Below are 22,827 nucleotides of genomic sequence, written 5' to 3'. Positions count from 1 at the left end.
CAGTGCCGCCAGGCGGCCGCCGCGGGGCTGCGCTCAGACGACCCCCTCCGCGCGCAGGGCCGCCACCTCCTCATCGGTGCGGCCCAGTTCGGCGAGGATCGCGCCCGTGTGCTCGCCCACCGCCGGTACGGGGTCCATGCGCGCGGGCAGACCGGCCAGGTCGGCGGGTGGGAGCAGCGCCTCCACGGTGGCGCCCGGCACCTCGACCTCGCTCCAGCGGCCCCGCGCGGCCAGCACGGGGTGGTCCAGGAAGGCGGCCACGTCGTTGACCCCGGCGCAGGCGATGCCGATGCGGTCCAGGTCCTTGAGGATCTCGTCGGAGCCGGAGCGGCGGACCCGCTCGGCGACGAGGGCGTTGAGCTCATCGCGGTGGGCGACGCGGTCGGACCCGGTGGCGAAACGCGGATCCTCGGCCAGCTCCGGCCGGCCGAGGAACTCCGCGCACAGTGCCACCCATTCGCGCTCGTTCTGGATGGAGAACAGCACCTCCTTGCCGTCGGCGGCGGCGTACGTCCCGTACGGCGCGATGGTGGCGTGCTGGGTGCCGAGCCGCGGGGGCTGGGTGCCGCCGTGGCGGGTGTAGTAGGCGGGCTGGCCCATCCACTCCGCGAGCGCCTCGAACAGGGACACCTCCACCGGGTGGGCCTCGCCCGTGGTGGCCCGCGTGTACAGGGCCGTGAGGATGCCGCTGTAGGCGTACATCCCGGCGGCGATGTCGGCCACGGAGATCCCCGTCCGGGCGGTCCCCTCGGGGGTCCCGGTCAGCGACACCAGCCCGGTCTGGCACTGCACGAGCAGGTCGTAGGCCTTGCGGTCGGACCAGGGGCCGGTCGTGCCGTAGCCGGAGATCGTGCACGGGATCAGGCCCGGCCGGCGGCTGGTGACCGCGGCGGCGTCGAGACCGAGCCGGGCGGCGGCGCCCGGGGCGAGGTTCTGCACGAAGACGTCGGCGCCGTCGAGGAGGTCGTGGAGGATCTCGTGGCCGCGGGGGTCCTTCAGATCGAGGGTGAGGGACTCCTTGGAGCGGTTGAGCCAGACGAAGTAGCTGGAGTGCCCGTGCACGGTCGTGTCGTACCGGCGGGCGAAGTCGCCGTCGCCCGGCCGCTCCACCTTGATCACCCTGGCTCCGAGGTCGGCGAGCTGCCGGGTGGCGTAGGGCGCGGCCACGGCCTGCTCCAGACTGACCACCGTCACCCCGGCCAGGGGGTACCGCTGCACACTCATGCCTCAAGCTCCCGATCGTGTACGGAGGGCGCTCGGACAGTCTGCCGCAGCGCGGCGGCGAGAAGGCGGCCCGCCGACGCGATCCGGATCACGCCGGTGGGCGGTTTCACCGGCGGGGGTGTCGCTGACGTGCGGCTTCACCGACGCGCGACTTCCACCGACGTGCCGCGTGGCTGTCGCGCGGCGGCCGGTGATGGTCCCGGGGTGTTCAGAGGTGGCGGTGACGACGGCGTTCAGGAGTGCCGCAGGCTCGACGCGGCGCCCGTACGAACGCGGCGACGGCCCCGGGCGACCGCCCTGCTGCGACGGTCACGTGGCGACCAGGCAGCGAGCATGCGACCACTGCCGGACTCACCGGCCAGGGGAGCGGCCTGCCGCCACCCGGCCCGATCGGACCCGCAGGACCTCCGACGCTTCGCGGGGCCCGCCGCCCGGCCCGGCGGGACCGCAGCGCACGCCGCTTCGCGGGGCCCGCCACCCGGCCCGGCCGGACCCGCAGGAACTCTGCCGCTTCGTGGGGCCCGCCGCCCGGCCCGGCGGGACCGCAGAGCTCCGCCGCCCAGCCCGCCGGCCTGGCCGGACTCGCAGGGACTCGGTCGCCCGGCCCAGCCCCCACCCGCCGGGACTCAGTCGTCTCGCAGGGCCCGCTGACCACCCCCGCTATACCCTTTCCTATTACTCAGGCCGATTGATGCGGATCGGTAGTCATCCGGCAGGGATGAGAATGCGGTGACGAGGGAGCAGCGGACGCCTGGGCTGCCCGGCGCACACGACACAGCGCAGACCGACGTGCTGCCGTTCCACCCGCGCGTTCTCACCGCCGCCCGGCGCGTGGCCGAGGGCACGGCGCTGGCGGCCGGTCTGCTGGGTCTCGTGAGCCTCATCGGATGGATGTCGGGGGCCGACGCCCTGAAGGAAGTGCTGCCCGGTGTCTCGGTGGCCATGAAGGCCAACACCGCCGTGGCCCTCGTCGCACTCGGCCTGTCCCTGTTCGTGATCGTCCGGGGCGGGCCCCGGACGGCGGCGCTCATCGTGTCCCGTGCGGCGGCGGTCCTGGTCGCCGTGCTCGGCGCGCTCACGTTCGTCGAGTACGCGACCGGAGGGAGCCTGGGGATCGACGAGCTCCTCTTCCACGACGACACCGCCCACCAGGGCACGGGCCCGCCGGGGCGGATGGCGCCGAACACGACGGGGGCGCTGATGGCCGCGGGGGTGGGTTCGCTGTGCGTCGGTGCGGCCCGCGTCCCCGCCTGGGTCAGTCAGGTCCTGGGCCTGACCGTCGGTGCCCTCGGCATGCTGAGGCTGTACGGGGCCGCCTACGCGGTGCCGGAACTGGAGCAGTTCGGCCCGTACTCGGGCATGGCCCTGCACACCGCCGCGGCGCTGGTGCTGATCGGGACCGCTCTCCTCCTGGCCCGTCCGGGGGAGGGCCCCGCGAGCCTGCTGCTGAACGCGGGTACGACCGGTGCGCTGGGCCGCTGGTTGTTCGTCACCGTCGTGATCGTGCCGCCGCTGCTCGGGTGGGCCGTCCTGAAGGGCGAGGACGAGGGGGTGTTCGGGGAGCGGCTGGGCACCGCGCTGCTCGTCTGCGGCCACGTGGCCGTGTTCACGGCGGTGATCTTCACGACCCTGGCCGTGGGCCGTCGGGTCGAGGTGGCGCACGGCCGTCTGGAGTGGCAGGTACGCCAGAACGAACTGCTGCAGGCCTTCATGGACCACACGCCCGCGGTGGTGTTCATCAAGGACCTGGAAGGCCGCTTCCTCGCCGTCAACACGACGTTCGAGCAGAGTCTTGACCTGCCCCGGCACCGGGTCCTGGGCCGCCGGGACGACGACGTCATGCCGTCCGACCTGGCACGGCAGGCGCGAGCTGCCGACCTGGCGATGCTGGCGGAGGGCAAGCCCGTGCAGCGGGAGGAACAGCTCGTCCTGCCGGGCGGCCCGCGTGAGTTCCTCTCCACCCTCTTCCCGCTCAAGGACGCCTCCGGCACGCCCTACGCCTTGTGCGGTGTCGTCACCGACATCACCGAGCGGGTCGTGGCCCAGCGCGAGGTGCAACGGTCGCACCAGCGGTTCGTCGCGCTGCTGGAGTCCGCCCCAGACGCCACCCTGATCACGGACGGCGACGGCACCGTCGTCATGGCCAACCCGCAGGTCAAACGCTTGTTCGGGCGTGAGCCGGGCGACCTGGTCGGTACCGGGGTGACCGGCCTGGTGCCCGCCGCCCGGCGCCGACGGCACGGCGCCCTCCTGGAGGCGTATCTCCGTCAGCGCGATCCGAGGCCGACGGTCCTGGACACCGACCTGTTCGGGCTGCGCGACGACGGCTCCGAGTTCCCCGTCGAGGTGAGCGTCAGCAGCCTGCGGTCCGAACAGGAGACGCTGGTGCTCCTGACCGTCCGGGACATCACCGAGCGCAGACGCCTGGAGGCCGAGCGCGCCGAGCGTTACGAGCAGCAGCGCCACATCGCCTACACCCTCCAGCACAGCCTGATGGGGGAGCCGCCGCGTCTGGCACACCTGCCGTCCGCCTACCGGTACCTGGCGTCCGTCCAGGACCCGGGTGTCGGCGGGGACTGGTTCGACGTGATCCCGCTCGACGAGCGCCGTACGGGCGTCCTCATCGGCGATGTGATGGGCCGGGGCCTGGAGGCCGCGGCCGTCATGGGGCAGTTGCGTGCCGCATCCCACGCACTGGCCGGCACGGGTGCCACGCCCAGCGGCCTGATGGCGGCCCTCGACACGTTCGTCGGCGACTTGGGGGACCAGCTCGTCACCTGCGTCTACCTGGTCCTGGACCAGGGCAGGCACGAGGTCACCCTGTGTTCGGCGGGGCACCTGCCCGTCATCGCCCTGCCGCCCGACGGGCCGGCCCGCAGACTGAGGGCACCGGTCGGCGTGCCGCTGGGCGTCAACGACGCGAGGAGCGCGGTGCCGTTCGAGGAGGCGACCGAGCCGCTCCGGCCGGGCAGTGCCGTGGTGCTGTACACCGACGGGCTGGTCGAGAGACCCGGCACCGACATCGAGGCCCAGGTCGACATCCTGACCCGCACGGTCGACGTCGTACTGAGGGGCGCCGTCGTCGAGGACCCCGGCACCCTCGACCAGGCGGCGGACCACCTGCTCAAGGCCCTCATCGCGGACACGGACACCTCCGACGACGACGTGACGCTGCTGCTGCTCGGTGTGCCGGGCCCGGCGGCGAAGGGACCCCGGGTCTGAGCGGGCGTCCCGGTTGGCTGCCCTCAGTGGCACGACGGGGTCTTTGTCACGGTCCGGGTACGCCTCGCGCGTCTTTCTGGCCATGCAACCGCAGTGGCCGAAAGATGTGTCTCCGAGCGTGTGGCCCGCCGCTGGGGAGCGGCCGCCTCGGGGGTGGGAAATGAACGCATGGGCGGTGCCCGGGTACACCGAGTCGCTCGAACTCGGTTCAGGGGCCAGCGGCCGGGTCGTGCTCGCCGTGCACGAGGAGACCGGCGTGCCGGTCGCCGTGAAGTACCTGAGCGAATCACTGCGCACCCGGCCGGGGTTCGTGCACGACTTCCGGGCCGAGGCCCGGCTGCTCGGCGGGCTGGAGAGCCCCCATGTCGCCGGCTTGTACGAGTACGTGGAGAGCCCGGACGGCGCCGCCATCGTGATGGAGCTGGTCGACGGCGTCCCGTTGCGCACGCTGCTCAGACGGGAGGGCCCCCTGGACCCCGAGGCCGCGCTCGTCGTCCTCAAGGGATCCCTGCTCGGCCTGGCCGACGCGCACCGCCTCGGTGTCGTCCACCGCGACTACAAGCCGGAGAACGTCCTGGTCGTACCCGACGGGTCCTCCAAGCTCGTCGACTTCGGCATCGCGGTGGACGTGGGCACCAGCGCGGGGGTGGCGGGGACCCCGTCCTACATGGCCCCCGAGCAGTGGACCGGCGCACCCGCCTCGCCCGCCGCCGACGTGTACGCCGCCACGGCCACCTTCTTCGAGTGCCTGACGGGTCACAAGCCGTACGAGGGGGACAACCTCGCGGAACTCGCGCTGCGGCACCTCGACGCGCCCGTGCCCGCCGAGGAGGTCCCCGAGGCGGTGCGGGAGCTGGTGCGGCGCGGGCTGGCCAAGGACCCGGTGGAACGACCCGCGCGGGCCGAGGTGTTCGTCACCGAGCTGGAGACGGTCGCCGGCACCGCCTACGGCCCCGACTGGGAGGAACGCGGCCGGGGCAGGCTCGCCGCGCTGGTGGCCCTGCTGCCGCTGCTCCTGCCGTCGGCCCGCACAGCCCCCCGGAGCACCACGGACACCGCTCGCACGGTGCTGAGCCGGACACCGGGCCCGGGCCGGGCGCGCCCGTGGCTGCCCGGCCGCGCCGGACTGCTCGTGTCCGCCGCGGCCGTGCTCCTCGGCGCCCTCCTGACGTACGGGCTGCCGTTCGATCCCGGCACCGCGGCACAGCGGGCGGCGCAGGCCCTGGCCACCACGGGTGCCGGATCGGGTGCCGGTCCGGCGGCTTCCGGCGCACCCGCCGCCGACTCCCCGACGCCCACGCCGACCACCTCGGACGGCGGGTCACCGTCCCCCACGCCGTCGGACTCCGACCCCGCGGCCACCGGCACGCCCGCGGCTTCCGCCGCCCCGCCCGGCGGCGGCTCCGGCGGCTCCGGTGCGGGGACGGCCACTCCCGCGGTGACGGCCACCGTGACACCACCCACGGCCACGACCACCGCCCCGGCAACGCCCACCGGCCCGGCGGTGGAAGACGTCACCGTGTCCGGCTTCCGGCAGACGGGCCCGACGACCGCCACGGCGACCCTCGGCGTCACCACGGACGGCACCGGCCCGGTGACCATCACCGTCTCCTGGTTCGCGGGCGACACGGCGGGGCAGCCCGGCACCGCGGACGGCGCGTCGCAGACCTTCGAGCGCAGCGGCGCCACCCAGTACACGCTCAGCGTCGACCACACCTTCCAGAACACCGGCTGCTACTGGACGGTGCAGGCCACCACGACTCCGGCCGCCGCCGACGGCGGAGCCTCGCAGCAGCTCCTGACCCGGCGGTGCGACCTGCGATGACCGCACCCGACGACGACCACCGCCCCGACGCCGACGCGGAGTACAGCGCGACGGTGCTCGCCAGCCACTGGATCCAGCGGCCCGGAGCAGACGAGACCCTCGTGGAGCAACCGGAGACGGGGCCGACGCTTCCCGACCGCGTCGAAGGAACCGTGCTGCGTTTCGGGCCGGGCGTGACCGCCGCCGCCCACCGGCGCACCCACCGGACGCTCCCCGCCGTCCCACCGCCGACCCCGGCACCCCGGTCCCGGCGGCTGCGCAGACACGCCCTGCCCGTGCTGGTCCTGGTCTGCGTCCTGGCGTTCCTCGCCTGGCAGCGCCTCGGGCCGCCGCTGAAGGTGAGCGCGGTGACGGTCACGGCCCGGCCCACGTCCCTGGGCTGTGACGCGACCGCGGACCTCGTCGCCGTCGTCACCACCAACGGCCGCCCCGGCACGCTGTCCTACCGCTGGGTCCGGAGCGACGGCACCGCCTCGGGCGTCCTGAAGGACGTGCTGGCCCGGGGCCGGACACAGACCCGTCTTCAGCTGCGCTGGACCTTCCAGGGCCCCGGTCACCGCACCGCACGGGCCGAACTGCGCATCCTCTCGGGCACTCCGCGCACGGCCGGCGCCGCCTTCACGTACGACTGCCCCTGACGACCCACCGCCGCTTTCACGACGACCGCGCCGAAGTGGGCCCTGGTGGCGGACTCAGGCGCTCGCGGCACCCACCGCTGCCGCGGGCCTGCTGCGCGAGACGACGCGTGTCCCGCGCCCGTCGGCCACCCGTACCTGCAGCGAGCCGCATCGGCAGCGTGCCCATTCCGTGTGGCCCGTCGCGGTGAGGTGGCGGGACAGCACCCGGAACGGCCCGGCGCCGTCGGGTCGGCCGCAGTGCGGGCAGGAGGTGGTGTCGGTGCTGGTCATGGCCGGCTCCTCGTCCGTCGTGGCTGGTGGGATCGTCGCGACACACCCAGCGTGCGGCCGCGGATCCGTGTACGTCCAGGTTGACTTCGCGGACCTCACTGTGAAGCCTGGGCTTCATGATTGACCTGCGCAGGCTGCACGTCCTGAGGGCGGTCGCCCACTACGGCACGGTCACCGCGGCCGCCCGGGCCCTGCACTTCACGCCCTCCGCCGCCTCCCAGCAGGTCCGGCAACTCGCCCGGGAACTGGGCGTCGAGCTGCTGGAGCCGCAGGGGCGCGGGGTGCGTCTCACCGCGGCCGCCGAGAGCCTGCTGGCGCACGCCGACGCCATCCAGGCCCGGTGGGACCAGGCCGAACTGGAACTGCGGGCCGATCACGGGGCGCCCTCCGGGGTGCTGCGGGTGACCGGGTTCCCGGTGGCCGTCTCGGTACTGCTGGCGCCGATGACGGCCCGGCTGCGGGAGCTGTATCCGCAGCTGTCCGTCCGGATCACCGAGGCGGGTGTGCCGGAGAGTTTCGACCTGCTCTTCGAGGGCGAGAGCGACCTGGCCGTCGTCGAAGTGACCCCGTACAACCCGCCGTTGAGCGACGCACGGTTCGTCCAGCAACCCCTGCTCGACGACCCGTTCGACCTCGTCGTACCCGAAGGGCACCGGCTGGCGGGGCGGGCACGGATCGATCTCGCCGAGGCCGCGCGGGAGGCGTGGATCGCGCCCGTGCAGGACAGTCCCTGCCGTCCGCACGTCCTGTCCGCCTGCGGCGCGGCCGGATTCACCCCCGAGGTCGTCCACCACGCCCTCGACTGGAACGTCTGCGCCCATCTCGTGGCCCACGGGCTCGGCGTCGCCCTCGTGCCGCGCCTGGCCCAGCTGTCCCCGCAGCTGCCGATCACCCGGGTCCGCTGCACCGGCAACCCTCACCGCAAGTTCCTGACCTGCACCAGGAGCGGCGGCCACGCCCGGCCGGCGGTGACGGCGGCACTGGAGGAACTGCGGACCCTGGCGGCCGCGGCGGTCGCCTGACGGGAGGCCGGAGCGCTCGCGGGTGCCGGCCGGGCCGGCGTCTCACCCCCGGGGCGCACCCACGCGCAGCCCGTCCATGACGAAGTCCAGCAGGCGCGTGGCGCGCGGCTGCCAGTCGGTGCGGGGGTCGATCGTCCAGAGCCCCCCGATGACGAGGAAGAGGTCGTCCGCGGTGACCCCCGGGCGGATGGTGCCGGCCTCCTCCGCGGCCCGGAGCAGCAGTTCGGCCGCCTCGGTCACCGGGGCGTGCCCGGGCTTCGCCGGCTGCCCCGGTGCGCTGGTGGCCTGGCGGATCGCGTCGGCGAGGCCCGCCTTGGCCATGGCGAACCGCGCCAGCCGGTCCATCCACTCGCGCAGCGCCCGGTCCGGCTCCCGGCCCTCCAGCAGCGGCGCCGCGGTGTCGGCGACCTGCTGCATCTCGTGCCGGTAGATCTCCAGGACGAGTGCCTCACGGGTGGGGAAGTGGCGGTAGAAGGTGCCCTGCCCGACGCCCGCCTTCTTCGCGATCGCGCTCAGCGGGACGTCCGCCGCACGCGTCAGTTCCTCCAGTGCCACGGCCAGGATGCGCTCGCGGTTGCGCTGCGCGTCCGAGCGCAGGGGGGTGTCCTTGTTCTGCCGCACTCGTACTCCTCGCGGTCCGCGGCCGAAACCGGACCTTGCTAACCGGACAGTTGTCCGTTACGTTTCCCGAGTAACGGACAACTGTCCGCTTGTTCCATCGTATCGGCGGGCCATCCCTGCGGACACCCCACGTCCGGCGCGCTGTGCTCAGGCGCGCCCCGCCTCCCGCACGGCCGCCGCCCGGCGCCACCGCCGGGCAGCGACACCGCCCCAGACCTCGCGATGTGAGAGAGAAGGCTTCCATGCCCCCATCGACGTCCAGCGACCTCACCCTGTCCGTCAACGGCGAGAAGTACGCGCTGACCGTCGACCACCGCACCACCCTGCTCGACGCCCTCCGTGAGCGCCTGGACCTGACCGGCACCAAGAAGGGCTGCGACCAGGGGCAGTGCGGCGCCTGCACCGTCCTGGTCGACGGCCGCCGCAAGGTGGCCTGTCTGCACCTGGCGGTCGCGGCCGAAGGACGCGAGATCACCACCATCGAAGGCGTGGCCGAGGGCGAGCGACTGCACCCGGTGCAGCAGGCGTTCCTCGACCTGGACGGCTTCCAGTGCGGCTACTGCACTCCGGGGCAGATCTGCTCGGCCATCGCCGTGATCGAGGAGCACGCGGCCGGCTGGCCGAGCGCGGTCACCGGTGACGTCCGGCCCGAGGCGGGTCCCCCGCCGCTGACCCCGGAGGAGATCCGCGAGCGCATGAGCGGCAACCTGTGCCGCTGCGGCGCGTACGTGTCGATCGTCCAGGCCGTGGCCCGGGCCGCTCAGGAGACGAACGGAGCTGCGGCATGAGGGAGTTCGGCTACCAGCGGGCGTACGACGTCTCCGGCGCCGTCGCACTGCTCGACGGCGACCGGGAGGCCCGGTTCCTCGGCGGCGGCACCAACCTCGTCGACCTCATGAAGACCGGCGTCGAACGGCCCGCCCGGCTCGTCGACGTCACCGAACTGCCCCTGAACCGCGTCGAGGAGACCGCGGACGGCGGGCTGCGCATCGGCGCGACCGTCACCAACAGCGACCTGGCCGCCCACCCCGAGATCAGACGCCGCTACCCGGCCCTGACACAGGCGGTGCTGGCGGGCGCCTCCGGTCAGCTGCGCAACATGGCCACCGTCGGCGGCAACCTGCTCCAGCGCACCCGCTGCGGCTATTTCACCGACGTCAACTCCCCGTGCAACAAACGCGTTCCCGGAAGCGGCTGCCCCGCGATCGAGGGCGAGCACCACAACCACGCCGTCCTGGGCGCCTCGGATCACTGCGTGGCCACCCACCCGTCCGACATGGGCGTGGCCCTGGCCGCCTTCGACGCGCGCGTCAGCTACGAAACGGCGGCCGGGCCGGGGGAGTTGCCGCTCACCGACCTGTACCTGCCGGTGGGGGAGACCCCGCACCTGGAGACCGCCCTGCGGCCGGGTGCCCTCATCACCGGCGTGACCCTCCCGGCCACCGCCACAGCCGCCCACTCCCGCTACCGCAAGGTGCGTGAGCGGGCCTCGTACGCCTTCGCCATCGGCTCCGTCGCCGCCGCGCTCGACGTACGGGACGGCCACGTCCACGACGTGCGTCTGGCGTTCGGCGCGGTCGCCTCCCGTCCCTGGCGCGCCCGCACGGCCGAACGCGTCCTGACCGGTGCCCCGGCCGACGCCGGGAACTTCGCGGCCGCCGCCGACGCCGAACTGACGGCCGCCCGGCCCCTGCCCCACAACGGATACAAGGTGACCCTGATGCGCAACCTCGTCGTGGCCGTCCTGAGCGAACTCGCCGAGGAGGCCGCCCGATGACCACCGCCACCAAGGGCGGCGCCGGCACCGCGCACACCCGCGTGGAGGGCCGCGACAAGGTCACCGGCGCGGCCCGTTACGCCGGCGAGATCCCCTTCGCGGACCTCGCCCACGGCTGGCTGGTGCTGTCGACCGTGGCCCGCGGCCGCGTCCGCGCCCTGGACGCCGAGGCCGTGCTCGCCATGCCCGGCGTCCTCACCGTCCTCCACCACGGCAACGCCCCGCGTGTCGACACCGGCTTCACCGGCATGATGGGCGTCCCGCCGGACCCGAGCACCGGTCTCTTCCAGCACGACCGGGTGCCCCACATGGGCTGGCCGGTGGCCCTGGTCGTCGCCGAGACGTCCGAGCAGGCCCGCGAGGCCGCCGAGGCCCTCGTGGTGCACTACGAACGGGAGCCGCACGACGTGGCGTTCTCCGCGCGGCGCGAGTCCGAGGCGTACCCGCTCGACGGGCACGTTCCGGCCGTGATGGAGAAGGGCGACCTGGAGGCCGAGCTCGCGGCGTCCGCCGTCGTGGTGGACGCCGAGTACACCACCCCCGAGGAGCACCACAACCCGATGGAGCCGCACGCGGCGGCGGCCCGCTGGGAGGGCGGACGGCTGGAGGTCGTCGACTCCAACCAGGGCACCGGCTGGGTCGCCGGCGAACTCGCCCACCTCTTCTCCCTCGACCCGGCGTCCGTGCGTGTCCGCTCCGAGCATGTCGGCGGGGGCTTCGGCAGCAAGGGCACCCGAGCGCACCAGGTGGCCGCCGTGATGGCCGCGACCGTGCTGCAGCGCCCCGTCCGGGTCGTGCTGACCCGCCGACAGATGTTCTCCCTCGCCGGCCACCGCAGCCCCACCGCCCAGCGGGTCAGGCTCGGCGCCGACGTGAACGGGCGGCTGCGCGCCCTGGAGCACCGCTCGCTGAACCAGACCTCGACCGTGCACGACTTCGTCGAGCCGAGCGCGGCCGCGAGCCGCTCGATGTACGCCGCCGACGCCCACCACACCGCCAGCCGGCTGGTGAAGCTCGACGTCCCCACCCCCACCTGGATGCGCGCCCCGGGTGAGGCGCCGGGCTCGTTCGCCCTGGAGTCGGCGCTCGACGAGCTCGCCGAGCGGTGCGGCGTCGACCCCATCGACCTGCGGATCCGCAACGAGCCCGCGGTGGGCCCGGTCTCCGGGCTGCCGTTCGGAGGCCGCAACCTGGTCGCCTGCTTCCGCGAGGGCGCCCGGAGGTTCGGCTGGGCCGGGCGGGACCCGCGGCCCGGGTTGCGCCGGAAGGGCCGCTGGCTGCTCGGCACGGGCATGGCGGCGGCCTCCTTCCCCGTGATGGCCATGCCGTCCACGGCCTCCGTGACAGCGGAGACGGACGGCACCTTCACGGTGCGGATCAACGCCGCGGACATCGGCACCGGCGCCAGGACCGCGCTCACCCTGGTCGCCGCGGACGCCCTGGAGGTGCCCGCGGACCGCGTCCGGGTGCGCATCGGGGACAGCGACCTCGGCCCCGCGATGATCGCCGGCGGCTCGGCGGGCACCCGCTCCTGGGGCTGGGCCGTCACGGAGGCGGCCGAGGAACTGCGCCGCAGCCTCGCGCCCGGCGCCGACATCCCGCCGGAGGGCGTCACCGTACGCTCGGACACGAGCCGGGCCCTCGGCGCCCTCGCCCAGAAGGAGCGGCACTCCTTCGGCGCGCAGTTCGCCGAGGTCGCCGTCGACCCCGCCACCGGGGAGGTCCGCGTCCGCCGGATGCTGGGCATCTTCGCGGCCGGCCGGATCGTGAACCCGCTGACCGCCCGCAGCCAGCTCGTCGGCGGCATGGCCTGGGGCATCTCCATGGCCCTGCACGAGGAAGCCGTCCGGGACCGCGCGAGCGGCGGCCTGTACGGCGCGGACCTGGCCGGATACCACGTCGCCGCGCACGCCGACGTACCGCACATCGAGGCCGACTGGGTCGACGACCGCGACCCGGACGACCCGGTGGGCATCAAGGGCATCGGCGAGGTCGGCATCGTGGGCGCGGCCGCGGCGGTCGCCAACGCCGTGTGGCACGCGACCGGGGTGCGCCACCGCGACCTGCCGATCCGGCCGGACCGGGTCCTGCTGGCTGGCGCCGATGCTTGATCTCGCGGGGCCCCTGCACGAGTGGATCGAGGAGGGCCGGGACTTCGCCGTCGCCACGGTGGTCGCCGTCGGCGGCAGCGCCCCGCGCCCTCCCGGCGCCGCGCTCGCGGTCCGGGCCGACGGCACGGCCGTCGGCTCGGTCTCCGGGGGATGCGTGGAAGGAGCGGTGTACGACCTGTGCCTCCAGGCCCTCCAGGACGGCGAGACGGTGGTCGAGCGGTTCGGCTACAGCGACGAGGACGCCTTCGCGGTGGGTCTGACCTGCGGCGGGACGATCGATGTCATGGTCACCCCGTTCACGGGCGGTCGGGCGGCCGAGGCGGCCGCCCTGGCGGCCGCCGCCCGGCAGGAACCCGTGGCCCTGGCCCGGGTGGTCCGGGGCCCGTCCGGCCTCCTCGGCCGGGCCCTGCTGGTCCGCCCCGACGGCTCCTGCGAAGGCGGCCTCGGCGGTGCTCCGGGCCTGGACCGCACCGTGCTCGACCGGGCAGGCGCCCTGCTCGCCGGCGGACGTACCGGCACCGTGGACCTCAGCGAGGACGGGTCACACTGCCCCGGCGGTCTCACGCTGCTCGTCGAGTCGGCCGCCCCACCGCCGCGCATGATCGTCTTCGGCGCCATCGACTTCGCCGCGGCCCTGGTGCGGGCGGGGAAGTTCCTGGGCTACCACGTGACCGTGTGCGACGCCCGTTCCGTCTTCGCGACCCGGGCCCGCTTCCCGGAGGCCGACGAGGTCGTCGTCGACTGGCCCGACCGCTACCTCCGGCGGACGGTGACCGACGGGCGCACGATGCTGTGCGTGCTCACCCATGACGCGAAGTTCGACATCCCGCTGCTCACGGAAGCGCTGCGGCTGCCGGTGGCCTACATCGGCGCGATGGGCTCGCGCCGCACCCACGCGGACCGCGAACGGAGGCTGCGGGAGGCGGGGCTGGGCGAGCCCGAAATCGCCCGGCTCAGGTCTCCGATCGGCCTCGACCTGGGGGCCCGTACGCCCGAGGAGACCGCCGTGTCGATCGCCGCGGAGATCGTCGCGGCACGGCACGGGGGCACGGGCGCTCCCCTCACGGGTTCGGCCAGACCGATCCACCGACGCGACCGCGAGCCGCAGCCGGCCTGAGGTCACCGGTTCGGGCACGCCGATCCCGCCGACCGGGCCCACAAGCCGCAGCCGGCCCTGACGGCTGCCGCCGACGCGCCGGAGGGGCCAGGGCCGCAAACGGCCCCGGCCCCTCCACGGGCGTGAGGGTGTGCGTCAGGCCGCGGCGGGCTCCGAGGCGTGACCGTGCAGACGGGCGATGACCTCGGTCAGCTGCTCGGCGACCTCGGCGTCGTCGGCCGGGTGCGTCTCGGCGAAACGGGTCATCGAGCCGGGGATGGACAGCTTGACGTCCTCCAGGACCTTGCCGCCGGCCACACCGACGGACTTGCGGGTCTCGTCGTGCGCCCAGACACCGCCGTACTGGCCGAACGCGGTTCCGACCACGGCGACGGGCTTGCCGCTGAGGGCACCGGCACCGTACGGGCGGGACAGCCAGTCGATGGCGTTCTTCAGCACGGCCGGGATGGTGCCGTTGTACTCGGGGGTGAACAGGATCAGGCCGTCGGCGGCGTTCGCGGCCTCGCGCAGCCGTGCGGCGGCGGCCGGGACGCTGCCCTCCACGTCGATGTCCTCGTTGTAGAAGGGGATCTCGGCCAGGCCCTCGAACAGGTTCACCTCGGCACCTTCGGGGGCGAGCTTCACGGCCGCCTCGGCCAGCTGGCGGTTGTGCGAACCGGCACGGAGGCTGCCGACGAGGGCAAGGATACGAACGGACATGCTGACTCCCACATCTGAGGCGCTGGTTAGGTCACTGACGATCCGGACCGGGGTCCGTTTATTCGTTCTAGCATCCTAACCGGACCGCGGTCCAGTTTTGTTCCCGATGCTTTACGCTGGCTTCATGTCCGCCGCACCGCCCCCTTTCCCGACGCCCCAGGAGCCCGTCGCCCGCCCCGAGCTGCTGCAGCTCGACACCGCCCTGGAGGGCGACGAGCCGTGCCTGCGGGCCGATGCCGCCCGCAACCGCGCCCGGCTGCTGGAGGCCGCCGGTCGCCTGGTGGCGGAGCGCGGCGCGGAGGCCGTCACGATGGAGGCCGTGGCCGCCGAGGCCTGTGTCGGCAAGGGCACCGTCTTCCGCAGATTCGGCGACCGCACCGGCCTGCTGACGGCCCTGCTCGACCACTCCGAGAAGAAGTTCCAGGCCGCCTTCCTCACCGGTCCGCCGCCGCTCGGGCCCGGAGCACCGCCCGTGGAGCGACTGCGCGCGTTCGGCTGCGCCATGCTGCGCCGCTCCGCCGACGACCTGGAGCTCCAGCTGGCGGCCGAGCCCGGCGCCAGCCGCCGCTTCGTGGCCCCCGCCCGCCGGGTGCTGCGGCACCACATCGAGATGCTGCTGCGCCAGGCCGTCCCCGAAGCGGACTGCGATCTCCTCTCCCATGCGCTGATGGGTCAGCTCGACCCCGCCCTGATCCACCATCTGACCAGGCAGTGCGCGATCCCCCTGGCCCGTCTGGAGGCCGCGTGGATCGACCTGGTCGACCGGGTGACGGGTGCGGGCACCACCTGCCCTTGAGTGCCACCGTACCCCGTGAGCGCTCACGGGTTTCTCACAACTCCCCCGCCGCGAGGGGGCCTTGGGGCTTCTGCCAAGATGCCGTACGTCATGGTGCAGATACCGAAAACGCCCGCGCCCCCGTCCCCCGCACCGTCGCGCTCCGTGCCCACGAGCGCCGATGTGGCCCGCCTGGCCGGCGTCTCGCGCGCGACCGTCTCCTATGTCCTCAACAACACCAGCGCCGTACGGATCAGCGAACCCACCCGACGCCGCGTGCGCGAGGCCGCGAGGGAACTCGGCTACGTCCCCCACGCGGCGGCCCGCAGTCTGCGCGCCGGGCACAGCCGCATGGTGCTGATCCCCGCGCCGACCTTCCCCGTCGGCCCTCTCTACAGCCGGTTCCTCACCGACCTCCAGGCCTCGCTCGCCGCCCTGGACTACACCGTCGTGCAGCACGGCACCGGCGGCCCGCACGGTGACGAAGCGGCCCGCGCCTGGGCCGAGTTGCGGCCGGTGGCCGTGCTCGTACCCGGCTCCGGGCCGGGCCCGCGCGGGGTGGCGGTGCTCAAGCGCTCCGGAGCGCGGGCCGTGGTCACCCTCGGACCGGAGACCATCGAGGGCGCGCACGCGCTGCTCATGGACCACGACGTCGTCGGCCACAGCGCGGGCGCCCACCTCTACGACCGCGGCCGGCGCCGGATCGGCGTCGTCGTCCCGCAGGAGCCGGGCCTGGAGGCGTTCTCCGCACCGCGCCTCGACGGCGTGCGCCAGTCGGTGCGCGGCACGGACGCCACGGTGACCGAACTGCCCCTCGCCTATGACGAACAGGCGGCGGCGCGTCTCGCCGCGCGCTGGCGCATCCTGGGTCTGGACGCCGTGTTCACCTACAACGACGAGTACGCGATGCTGCTGATGCGGGCCCTGCTGGACGAGGGGATCCGCATCCCCGAGGAGACGGCCGTGATCGGCGCCGACGACCTGATGCTCGGCCGGCTGCTGCGGCCCCGCCTCAGCACGGTCCGGCTGCGGCTGCCCTCCGGCCGTGAACTGGCCGAACTGGTCGACCGCGCGGTGCGCAGGCCCGCCACCGAGCCGGAGGCGCACAAGGTGCTGGGGGCCACGGTGCTGCACCGCGAGTCCAGTTGACCCGCAGAGGTGCGCGGCTTGACCTGTAGGGGTTACGACTGACGTGCGCAGTACGCGACTTGACCCGGAGGTGGGCGCGGCGGCCGGCGGTGGACAACGAGGCGGATGGCCCGTTCCGCGGGCGCGGCACGGCTAGGATGTTGCATGCTCAACTAATGGGGACGCGTTCCCGCGCGGGCAGCGGTGCACACCGCCGCGCCCGCACGGTCCGTTCCGCCATGTGACCGCCGAACCGGCCGCGCACGTACGGGAGTTCCGCTTCACCCGTCAGCCGGTGACCGATCGATCGGAGAGCCGTCATGCCGTTGCTCGACACGAGGACCTGGCAGCCCCGCACGCTCACGGGGCCCGGGTACACGGTCACCGAGCCAGCCACCGGCCAAGCCCTCGGCCCCCTCACCCTCGCCGGCCCCCAGGACGTCGAGGCCGCCGCCGGACGGGCCGCCGCCGCCCGGACCGCATGGGCCCGCACCCCGCACTTCGCTCGCGCCGCCGTCCTGCGCAAGGCCGGCGACCTGTTCACCGAACACGCCGCCGAACTGCGCGAATGGCTCGTGCGGGAATCGGGGTCCGTCCCCGGCAAGGCCGACTTCGAGCTGCACGTCGCCGCCCAGGAGTGCTACGAGGCCGCAGCCCTCGCCTCCCGCCCGGCCGGCCAGGTCCTGCCCAGCGAGGCGCCGCGCCTGTCGTACACGCGCCGCGTCCCGGCCGGCGTGGTCGGTGTGATCTCGCCGTTCAACGCGCCGCTGATCCTGTCCATCCGCTCCGTCGCACCGGCCCTGGCGCTGGGCAACGCGGTCCTGCTGAAGCCGGACCCGCGCACCGCCGTCTGCGGAGGGCTGTCCCTCGCCGCGGTCTTCGCCGCCGCGGGCCTGCCGGAGGACCTGCTGCACGTGCTGCCCGGCGGCCCGGACGCCGGACAGGCCCTGGTCGCCGACCCCCGCGTACCGGTCATCTCCTTCACCGGCTCCACCGCCGCCGGGCGGGCCGTGGGCGAGGCCGCCGGCCGTCACCTCAAGCGGGCCCACCTGGAACTGGGCGGCAACTCGGCCATGATCGTGCTGGAGGACGCCGACCTCGACGCGGTGATCTCCACGGCCGCCTGGGGCTCGTTCTTCCACCAGGGCCAGATCTGCATGACCACCGGACGCCATCTGGTGCACGCGTCCCTCTACGACGAGTACGTCGAGCGACTGGCCGCCAAAGCCGACTCACTCGCCGTCGGCGACCCGTACCGGGACCAGGTCCACCTCGGCCCCATCATCGACTCGGGTCAGCTCGCCAAGATCAGCGGCCTGGTCGACGCCAGCACGGCCGCGGGCGCGAAGCTCGCCGCCGGCGGCACCCACGACCGGCTCTTCTACCGGCCGACGGTCCTCGCCCACGTCGACGACCGCACCCCCGCCTACACGGAGGAGGTGTTCGGCCCGGTGGCGCCCGTCCGTTCGTTCACCACCGCCGACGAGGCGGCGGCCCTGGCCGCGCAGAGCCCGTACGGGCTCTCCCTGGGCATCGTCACCAGGGACCCGGCCCGCGGCCTCGACCTCGCCGAGCGCATCCCGACCGGCATCGTCCACATCAACGACCAGACCGTGAACGACGAAGCCGTGGCGCCCTTCGGCGGGGTCGCCGCCTCCGGCACCGGCGCCCGGTTCGGCGGCGAGGCCAATCTGGAGGCCTTCACCGAACTGCGCTGGACGACGGTACGCGGAGACGTCGCTCCCTACCCCTTCTAGGAGCTCCGCCCCCCGCCCGAGGGCCCGGCCGTCCGGGCCCCGTGCCGGGTCACTCGGCCGGCTGCTGGGCCTGCTGCTCGGCGACCGCCTTGCGGACCTCGTCCATGTCGAGATTGCGGGCCTGCCCGATCACGTCCGTCAGGGCGGCCTCGGGCAGGGCGCCCGGCTGGGCGAACACGGCGACCTGGTCACGGACGATCATCAGCGTGGGAATGGACTGGATACCGAAGGCCGCGGCCAGCTCGGGCTGCGCCTCGGTGTCCACCTTGCCGAACACGAGGTCCGGGTTCTCCTCCGCCGCCTTCTCGTAGACCGGGGCGAACTGCTTGCACGGCCCGCACCAGTCGGCCCAGAAGTCGATCAGGACGAACTCGTTGTCCGTGACCGTCTGGTCGAAGTTCTCCTTGGTGAGCTCCACGGTGCTGCTCATGGCGTACATCCCTCTTCCTGGTGTGGGGTCAAGCCGTCGGCACAACACGGCCGACCGGACACGTATTCCGCGCCCCTACCCATGTGGCCAGGGCGCACACCACCCACCAGACTGACCCCATGACGGAAACGGAAACCAACACGTACGACGTCGTGGTGCTCGGGGCCGGGCCCGTGGGGGAGAACGTCGCCGACCGCACCCGCGCGGCCGGACTGACCACCGCGGTCGTGGAGAGCGAACTGGTCGGCGGCGAGTGCTCCTACTGGGCGTGCATGCCCAGCAAGGCCCTGCTGCGGCCGGTGATCGCCCGCGCGGACGCCCGACGCGTGCCGGGCCTGCGCCAGTCCGTGCAGGGCCCCCTCGACGCCTCCGCGGTCCTGGCCCACCGGGACTACTACACCTCGAACTGGAAGGACGACGGCCAGGTCGGGTGGCTCGACTCCATCGGAGCCGACCTCTACCGGGGCCACGGGCGCCTCACCGGCCCCCGCGAGGTGACGGTCACCGGCCCGGACGGCGGTGAGCGCGTCCTGACCGCCCGGCACGCCGTCGCCGTCTGCACCGGAAGCCGCGCCGCCCTGCCCGGCCTGCCCGGACTGGACACCGTCAAGCCGTGGACCAGCCGGGAGGCCACCAGCTCGAAGTCGGTGCCCGGCCGGCTGATCGTCGTCGGCGGCGGAGTGGTGGCCACCGAGATGGCCACCGTCTGGCAGGCCCTGGGCTCGCAGGTCACCCTGCTGGTCCGCGGCAAGGGCCTGCTCCCGCGGATGGAGCCCTTCGCCGGAGAACTGATCGCCGAGGCGCTCACGGAGGCCGGAGCGGACGTCCGCACCGGCACCTCGGTGGAGTCCGTGACCCGGGAGAACGGCACCGTCATCGCCGTGACCGACAAGGGCGACCGTATCGAGGCCGACGAGATCCTCTTCGCCACCGGCCGCGCCCCGCGCACCGACGACATCGGCCTGGAGTCGATCGGCCTCGACCCCGGTTCCTGGCTGCCGGTCGACGACAGCCTCCGGGTGACCGGCCACGACTGGCTGTACGCGGTCGGCGACGTGAACCACCGGGCCCTCCTCACCCACCAGGGCAAGTACCAGGCCCGCATCGCGGGCGCCGCCATCGCCGCGCGGGCAACCGGTGAGACCCTCCTCGGCGAGCCCTGGGGCGCCCACGCCGCGACCGCGGATCACGCGGCCGTTCCCCAGGTCGTCTTCACCGACCCGGAGGCCGCGGCCGTGGGCCTGTCCCTGGCCGAGGCGGAACAGGCGGGCCACCGGGTGAAGGCCGTCGACGTGGACCTGTCCACCGTCTCCGGGGCAGGCCTGTACGCCGACGGTTACCAGGGCCGCGCCCGCATGGTCGTCGACGTCGAGGAAGAGATCCTGCGCGGCGTCACCCTCGTCGGTCCCGGAGTCGGTGAACTCATCCACTCCGCGACGATCGCGGTCGCCGGCCGCGTCCCGATCAGCCGCCTGTGGCACGCCGTCCCGTCCTACCCGACGATCAGCGAGGTGTGGCTGCGGCTGCTGGAGGCGTACCGGGACGCGTGAGGCCCCTCCGCCGACCCCGAGGCGGTCCCGACACCCGCGGGACAGCCTCGGCCGCATGAAGACGACGCCCTGCCGGGCGCCGACGGCGAGGAACCAGATCACGCCTCCGCGGGCACCACCAACTCCCGGTAGTCGTCGTCCCACAGATCCTCCTCCGCCTCCGGCAGCAGCAGCACCCGGTCCGGCCGCAGCGCGTCCACGGCGCCCTCGTCGTGCGTGACCATGACGATCGCGCCCGGGTAGGTGCCGACCGCTGCAAGGACCTCGGCGCGCGAGGCCGGGTCCAGGTTGTTGGTGGGCTCGTCGAGGAGCAGGACGTTGGCGCCCGAGTGCACCAGACCCGCCAGGGCCAGCCGGGTCTTCTCACCGCCCGACAGGACACCGGCCGGCTTGCCGGTGTCGTCGCCGGTGAACAGGAACGCGCCCAGCACCTGGCGGACTTCACCGTCGGTGAGGTGCGGTGCGGCACCGGCCAGGTGCTCGCGGACCGTCGACTCCGGGTCCAGGGTGTCGTGTTCCTGCGCGAAGTAGCCGAGGCGCAGACCGTGCCCGTGCACCACGCGGCCGCCGTCCGGCGTGTCCCGCCCGGCGAGCAGGCGCAACAGGGTGGTCTTCCCGGCGCCGTTGGGACCGAGCACCACCAGGCGGCTGCCCCGGTCTACAGCCAGGTCGACGCCCCGCAGAACGTGCCGGCCGCCGTACGACCTGGTCAGGCGCACCGCGCCGAGTGGGATGCGGCCGCAGGGCGCCGGCTCGGGCAGCCGGATTCTGGCCGTCTTCGCGGCGCGCCGGGCCGGTTCGAGGTCGGCGAGCAGCCGGTCGGCACGGCGGGCCATGTTCCGCGCGGCCACCGCGGTCGAGACCCGGGCCCGCATCCTGCCGGCCTGGGCGTGCAGCGCCGCCGCCTTGCGCTCGGCGTTCGACCGCTCCCGCGCCCGGCGCCGCTCGTCGGCCTCCCGCTGCGTCAGATAGGCGTCCCAGCCGGTGTTGTGGACGTCGAGCGCGGCCCGCCCGGGGTCCAGATGGAAGACCCGGTTCACGGTGCCGGCCAGCAGGGAGGTGTCGTGGCTGATCATCACCAGACCGCCCTGATGGCTCGTCAGGAAGGTGCGCAGCCAGGCGATGGACGCCGCGTCGAGGTGGTTCGTGGGCTCGTCCAGCAGCAGTGTGCCGTACCCGGCGAACAGGATGCGGGCCAGTTCGACGCGGCGGCGCTGACCGCCCGACAGCGCGCCGAGCCGCCGGTCCATCAGCTCTGCCGGCAGGCCGAGACCGGCGGCGACCCGGGCGGCCTCCGCCTCGGCCGCGTAGCCCCCGCGGGCCTGGAACTCGGCCTCGGCCCGCACGTAGGCGTTCATCGACCGTTCCGTGCCGTCGGCCATCGCGGCCTCGGCGCTCCGCAGCGCCCGCACGGCCAGGTCCAGGCCGCGTGCGGACAGGATCCGGTCGGTCACGGTGACCGACTGGTCGGCGGCGCGGGAGTCCTGGGGGAGGTGGCCGACGCCGGCCGTGCGGACGACCGAGCCGGCGGCGGGCCGCAGTTCGCCCGCCAGGGTGTGCAACAGGGTGGTCTTCCCGGCGCCGTTGCGGCCGACCAGGCCGATGCGGTCGCCGGGGGAGACGTGGAAGGAGACGCCGGACAGCAGCAGACGGGCGCCCACGCGCACGTCGACGTCACGAACGGTGATCATGAGAAAACGCTCCGAACCAGCAAGAGGACACACGGGTGGCGTGGAAGTGGGTCCTCGGCTAGGAAATTCGGGGCGTAGACATGCGGATACGGTAACGGGGGCACCGCGTCGGGCGCCTGCCGATTTCGGCGGCACCGCCTGCCGGGCTGTGGCGGCTCGGTTCGCTGCCGGGTGCCTGCGCATCCCGCCGGCAGGCCTGCCGGGCTGTCTCCGTCGCAGGCTCGCCGGGCTACGGCAGGTCGAAGCCGAGTGCCCGTGCCGCCTCGTCGGGGGTCGGCTGGGCCCAGCGCTCCGCCATCGCCTGGTGGGACGAAAGGGAACGCGGCTCGGCGCGGTCCAGGTACAGGACACCGTCGAGGTGGTCCGTCTCGTGCTGCACGATCCGTGCCGGCCAGCCCGTGAACACCTCGTTCAGCGTCCGCCCCTGCTCGTCCTGCCCGGTCAACCGGACCTCGGCCGGCCGCGCCACCACCGCCTGCCAGCCCGGCACGCTCAGGCAGCCCTCGAAGAACGCGGCCCGCGCGTCCCCGACGGGCTCGTAGGCGGGATTGACCAGGACGCGGAACGGCTGCGGCACCCGCCCACGCGCCAGACGTACGTCGTCCGGAACCGGTGCGGGGTCCTCGATCACCGCGATCCTGAGCTCCACGCCGACCTGCGGCGCCGCCAGGCCGACCCCGGGTGCCGCGCGCATGGTGACCCGCAGCGCCTCGACGAACCGGTCCAGCAGGGCGGGCCCCAGTTGACCGTCGTACGGCACGGTGCCGTGCCGCAGCACCGGGTCGCCCGCCGCGACGATGGCCAACGGCAGGCCACTGTCGAGGAGTTGCTCGACCCGCTCGGCCAGGGGTGCGCGATCGCCCGGAGTTCCCATCGCGCCAGGATGGCACGGCACTCCCCACCTCAGTGTGACGCACGTCACGCATGCCTGCCGGGAACTGAACGCCCCGCGGCCCCGACTACTGCACCG

General features: G+C 73.9%; 19 protein-coding genes. 12 read left to right on the top strand and 7 right to left on the bottom strand.

Going from position 1 to position 22,827, the window contains the following annotated elements; genetic code table 11:
* Positions 1-33 precede the first annotated feature (33 nt).
* Positions 34-1,224, bottom strand: a complete 1,191-nt coding sequence (locus ACFZDI_RS14270; RefSeq protein ID WP_234749731.1) for a CaiB/BaiF CoA-transferase family protein — start codon at positions 1,222-1,224, stop codon at positions 34-36.
* A 729-nt stretch (positions 1,225-1,953) separates the two neighbouring features.
* On the opposite strand from ACFZDI_RS14270, the gene ACFZDI_RS14265 reads away from it, so the two are divergent.
* The 3 genes from ACFZDI_RS14265 (at position 1,954) to ACFZDI_RS14255 (ending at position 6,909) form a co-directional block, all read left to right on the top strand.
* Entirely contained in the window at positions 1,954-4,446 is a 2,493-nt protein-coding gene (locus ACFZDI_RS14265) for a SpoIIE family protein phosphatase (protein ID WP_391250426.1), read from the top strand.
* A 160-nt stretch (positions 4,447-4,606) separates the two neighbouring features.
* A complete protein-coding gene (locus ACFZDI_RS14260; RefSeq protein ID WP_391250424.1) occupies positions 4,607-6,271 on the top strand; it encodes a protein kinase in 1,665 nt (554 codons plus the stop codon).
* Entirely contained in the window at positions 6,268-6,909 is a 642-nt protein-coding gene (locus ACFZDI_RS14255) for a hypothetical protein (RefSeq protein ID WP_391250422.1), read from the top strand. Before ACFZDI_RS14260 ends, ACFZDI_RS14255 begins: the two co-directional genes overlap by 4 nt.
* Before the next feature lie 54 nt (positions 6,910-6,963).
* On the opposite strand, the gene ACFZDI_RS14250 is transcribed toward ACFZDI_RS14255, so the two are convergent.
* Positions 6,964-7,179 (bottom strand): hypothetical protein, encoded by a 216-nt coding sequence (locus tag ACFZDI_RS14250; RefSeq protein ID WP_391250420.1) that lies wholly within the window; start codon positions 7,177-7,179, stop codon positions 6,964-6,966.
* 116 nt (positions 7,180-7,295) lie between these two features.
* Here ACFZDI_RS14250 and ACFZDI_RS14245 point away from each other — a divergent pair, with 116 nt between their 5' ends.
* Positions 7,296-8,201 (top strand): LysR substrate-binding domain-containing protein, encoded by a 906-nt coding sequence (locus tag ACFZDI_RS14245; protein WP_391250418.1) that lies wholly within the window; start codon positions 7,296-7,298, stop codon positions 8,199-8,201.
* A gap of 42 nt (positions 8,202-8,243) precedes the next feature.
* Here the strand turns inward: ACFZDI_RS14245 and ACFZDI_RS14240 are convergent, their stop codons facing one another.
* Entirely contained in the window at positions 8,244-8,822 is a 579-nt protein-coding gene (locus ACFZDI_RS14240) for a TetR family transcriptional regulator (protein WP_391250415.1), read from the bottom strand.
* 242 nt (positions 8,823-9,064) lie between these two features.
* Here ACFZDI_RS14240 and ACFZDI_RS14235 point away from each other — a divergent pair, with 242 nt between their 5' ends.
* Genes ACFZDI_RS14235 through ACFZDI_RS14220 form a run of 4 tightly spaced genes read left to right on the top strand, consistent with a single transcriptional unit; the run spans position 9,065 to position 13,827 of the window.
* Positions 9,065-9,610 (top strand): (2Fe-2S)-binding protein, encoded by a 546-nt coding sequence (locus ACFZDI_RS14235; RefSeq protein ID WP_234749739.1) that lies wholly within the window; start codon positions 9,065-9,067, stop codon positions 9,608-9,610.
* Entirely contained in the window at positions 9,607-10,599 is a 993-nt protein-coding gene (locus ACFZDI_RS14230) for an FAD binding domain-containing protein (protein WP_391250413.1), read from the top strand. Before ACFZDI_RS14235 ends, ACFZDI_RS14230 begins: the two co-directional genes overlap by 4 nt.
* Positions 10,596-12,710 (top strand): molybdopterin cofactor-binding domain-containing protein, encoded by a 2,115-nt coding sequence (locus ACFZDI_RS14225; RefSeq protein WP_391250411.1) that lies wholly within the window; start codon positions 10,596-10,598, stop codon positions 12,708-12,710. Before ACFZDI_RS14230 ends, ACFZDI_RS14225 begins: the two co-directional genes overlap by 4 nt.
* Positions 12,703-13,827, top strand: coding sequence for an XdhC family protein (locus tag ACFZDI_RS14220; RefSeq protein ID WP_391250409.1), 1,125 nt, complete (start codon positions 12,703-12,705; stop codon positions 13,825-13,827). The genes ACFZDI_RS14225 and ACFZDI_RS14220 overlap by 8 nt, the downstream gene beginning before the upstream one ends.
* A gap of 135 nt (positions 13,828-13,962) precedes the next feature.
* Here the strand turns inward: ACFZDI_RS14220 and ACFZDI_RS14215 are convergent, their stop codons facing one another.
* Positions 13,963-14,526, bottom strand: coding sequence for an NAD(P)H-dependent oxidoreductase (locus tag ACFZDI_RS14215; protein WP_030851110.1), 564 nt, complete (start codon positions 14,524-14,526; stop codon positions 13,963-13,965).
* Positions 14,527-14,650: 124 nt separating this feature from the next.
* Between ACFZDI_RS14215 and ACFZDI_RS14210 the strand changes: the two genes are divergently transcribed.
* The 3 genes from ACFZDI_RS14210 (at position 14,651) to ACFZDI_RS14200 (ending at position 18,186) form a co-directional block, all read left to right on the top strand.
* Complete coding sequence (locus ACFZDI_RS14210) at positions 14,651-15,322, top strand: TetR family transcriptional regulator (protein ID WP_391250406.1); 672 nt, start codon at positions 14,651-14,653, stop codon at positions 15,320-15,322.
* 78 nt (positions 15,323-15,400) lie between these two features.
* A complete protein-coding gene (locus tag ACFZDI_RS14205) occupies positions 15,401-16,450 on the top strand; it encodes a LacI family DNA-binding transcriptional regulator (RefSeq protein ID WP_372486508.1) in 1,050 nt (349 codons plus the stop codon).
* A gap of 299 nt (positions 16,451-16,749) precedes the next feature.
* The gene (locus tag ACFZDI_RS14200; protein ID WP_391250404.1) at positions 16,750-18,186 is read left to right on the top strand and encodes an aldehyde dehydrogenase family protein; all 1,437 of its coding nucleotides are present in this window, start codon (positions 16,750-16,752) and stop codon (positions 18,184-18,186) included.
* Positions 18,187-18,235: 49 nt separating this feature from the next.
* Here ACFZDI_RS14200 and trxA read toward each other — a convergent pair whose 3' ends face one another.
* Positions 18,236-18,616, bottom strand: coding sequence for a thioredoxin (trxA, locus tag ACFZDI_RS14195; protein WP_234749753.1), 381 nt, complete (start codon positions 18,614-18,616; stop codon positions 18,236-18,238).
* Positions 18,617-18,735: 119 nt separating this feature from the next.
* On the opposite strand from trxA, the gene ACFZDI_RS14190 reads away from it, so the two are divergent.
* Positions 18,736-20,166, top strand: coding sequence for an FAD-dependent oxidoreductase (locus ACFZDI_RS14190; protein ID WP_391250402.1), 1,431 nt, complete (start codon positions 18,736-18,738; stop codon positions 20,164-20,166).
* A gap of 98 nt (positions 20,167-20,264) precedes the next feature.
* On the opposite strand, the gene ACFZDI_RS14185 is transcribed toward ACFZDI_RS14190, so the two are convergent.
* Together ACFZDI_RS14185 and ACFZDI_RS14180 are read right to left on the bottom strand one after the other, a co-directional pair.
* Positions 20,265-21,857, bottom strand: a complete 1,593-nt coding sequence (locus tag ACFZDI_RS14185) for an ATP-binding cassette domain-containing protein (RefSeq protein WP_391250400.1) — start codon at positions 21,855-21,857, stop codon at positions 20,265-20,267.
* A 229-nt stretch (positions 21,858-22,086) separates the two neighbouring features.
* Positions 22,087-22,731: a peptide deformylase gene (locus ACFZDI_RS14180; protein WP_391250398.1), complete on the bottom strand. Its 645-nt coding sequence runs from the start codon at positions 22,729-22,731 to the stop codon at positions 22,087-22,089.
* Positions 22,732-22,827 lie beyond the last annotated feature (96 nt).

The organism is Streptomyces sp. NPDC007907 (assembly GCF_042959365.1).
Lineage (GTDB): Bacteria > Actinomycetota > Actinomycetes > Streptomycetales > Streptomycetaceae > Streptomyces > Streptomyces indiaensis.
Note: the sequence above shows the minus strand (reverse complement) of the source record. Positions and strands in the feature narration are given on the sequence as shown.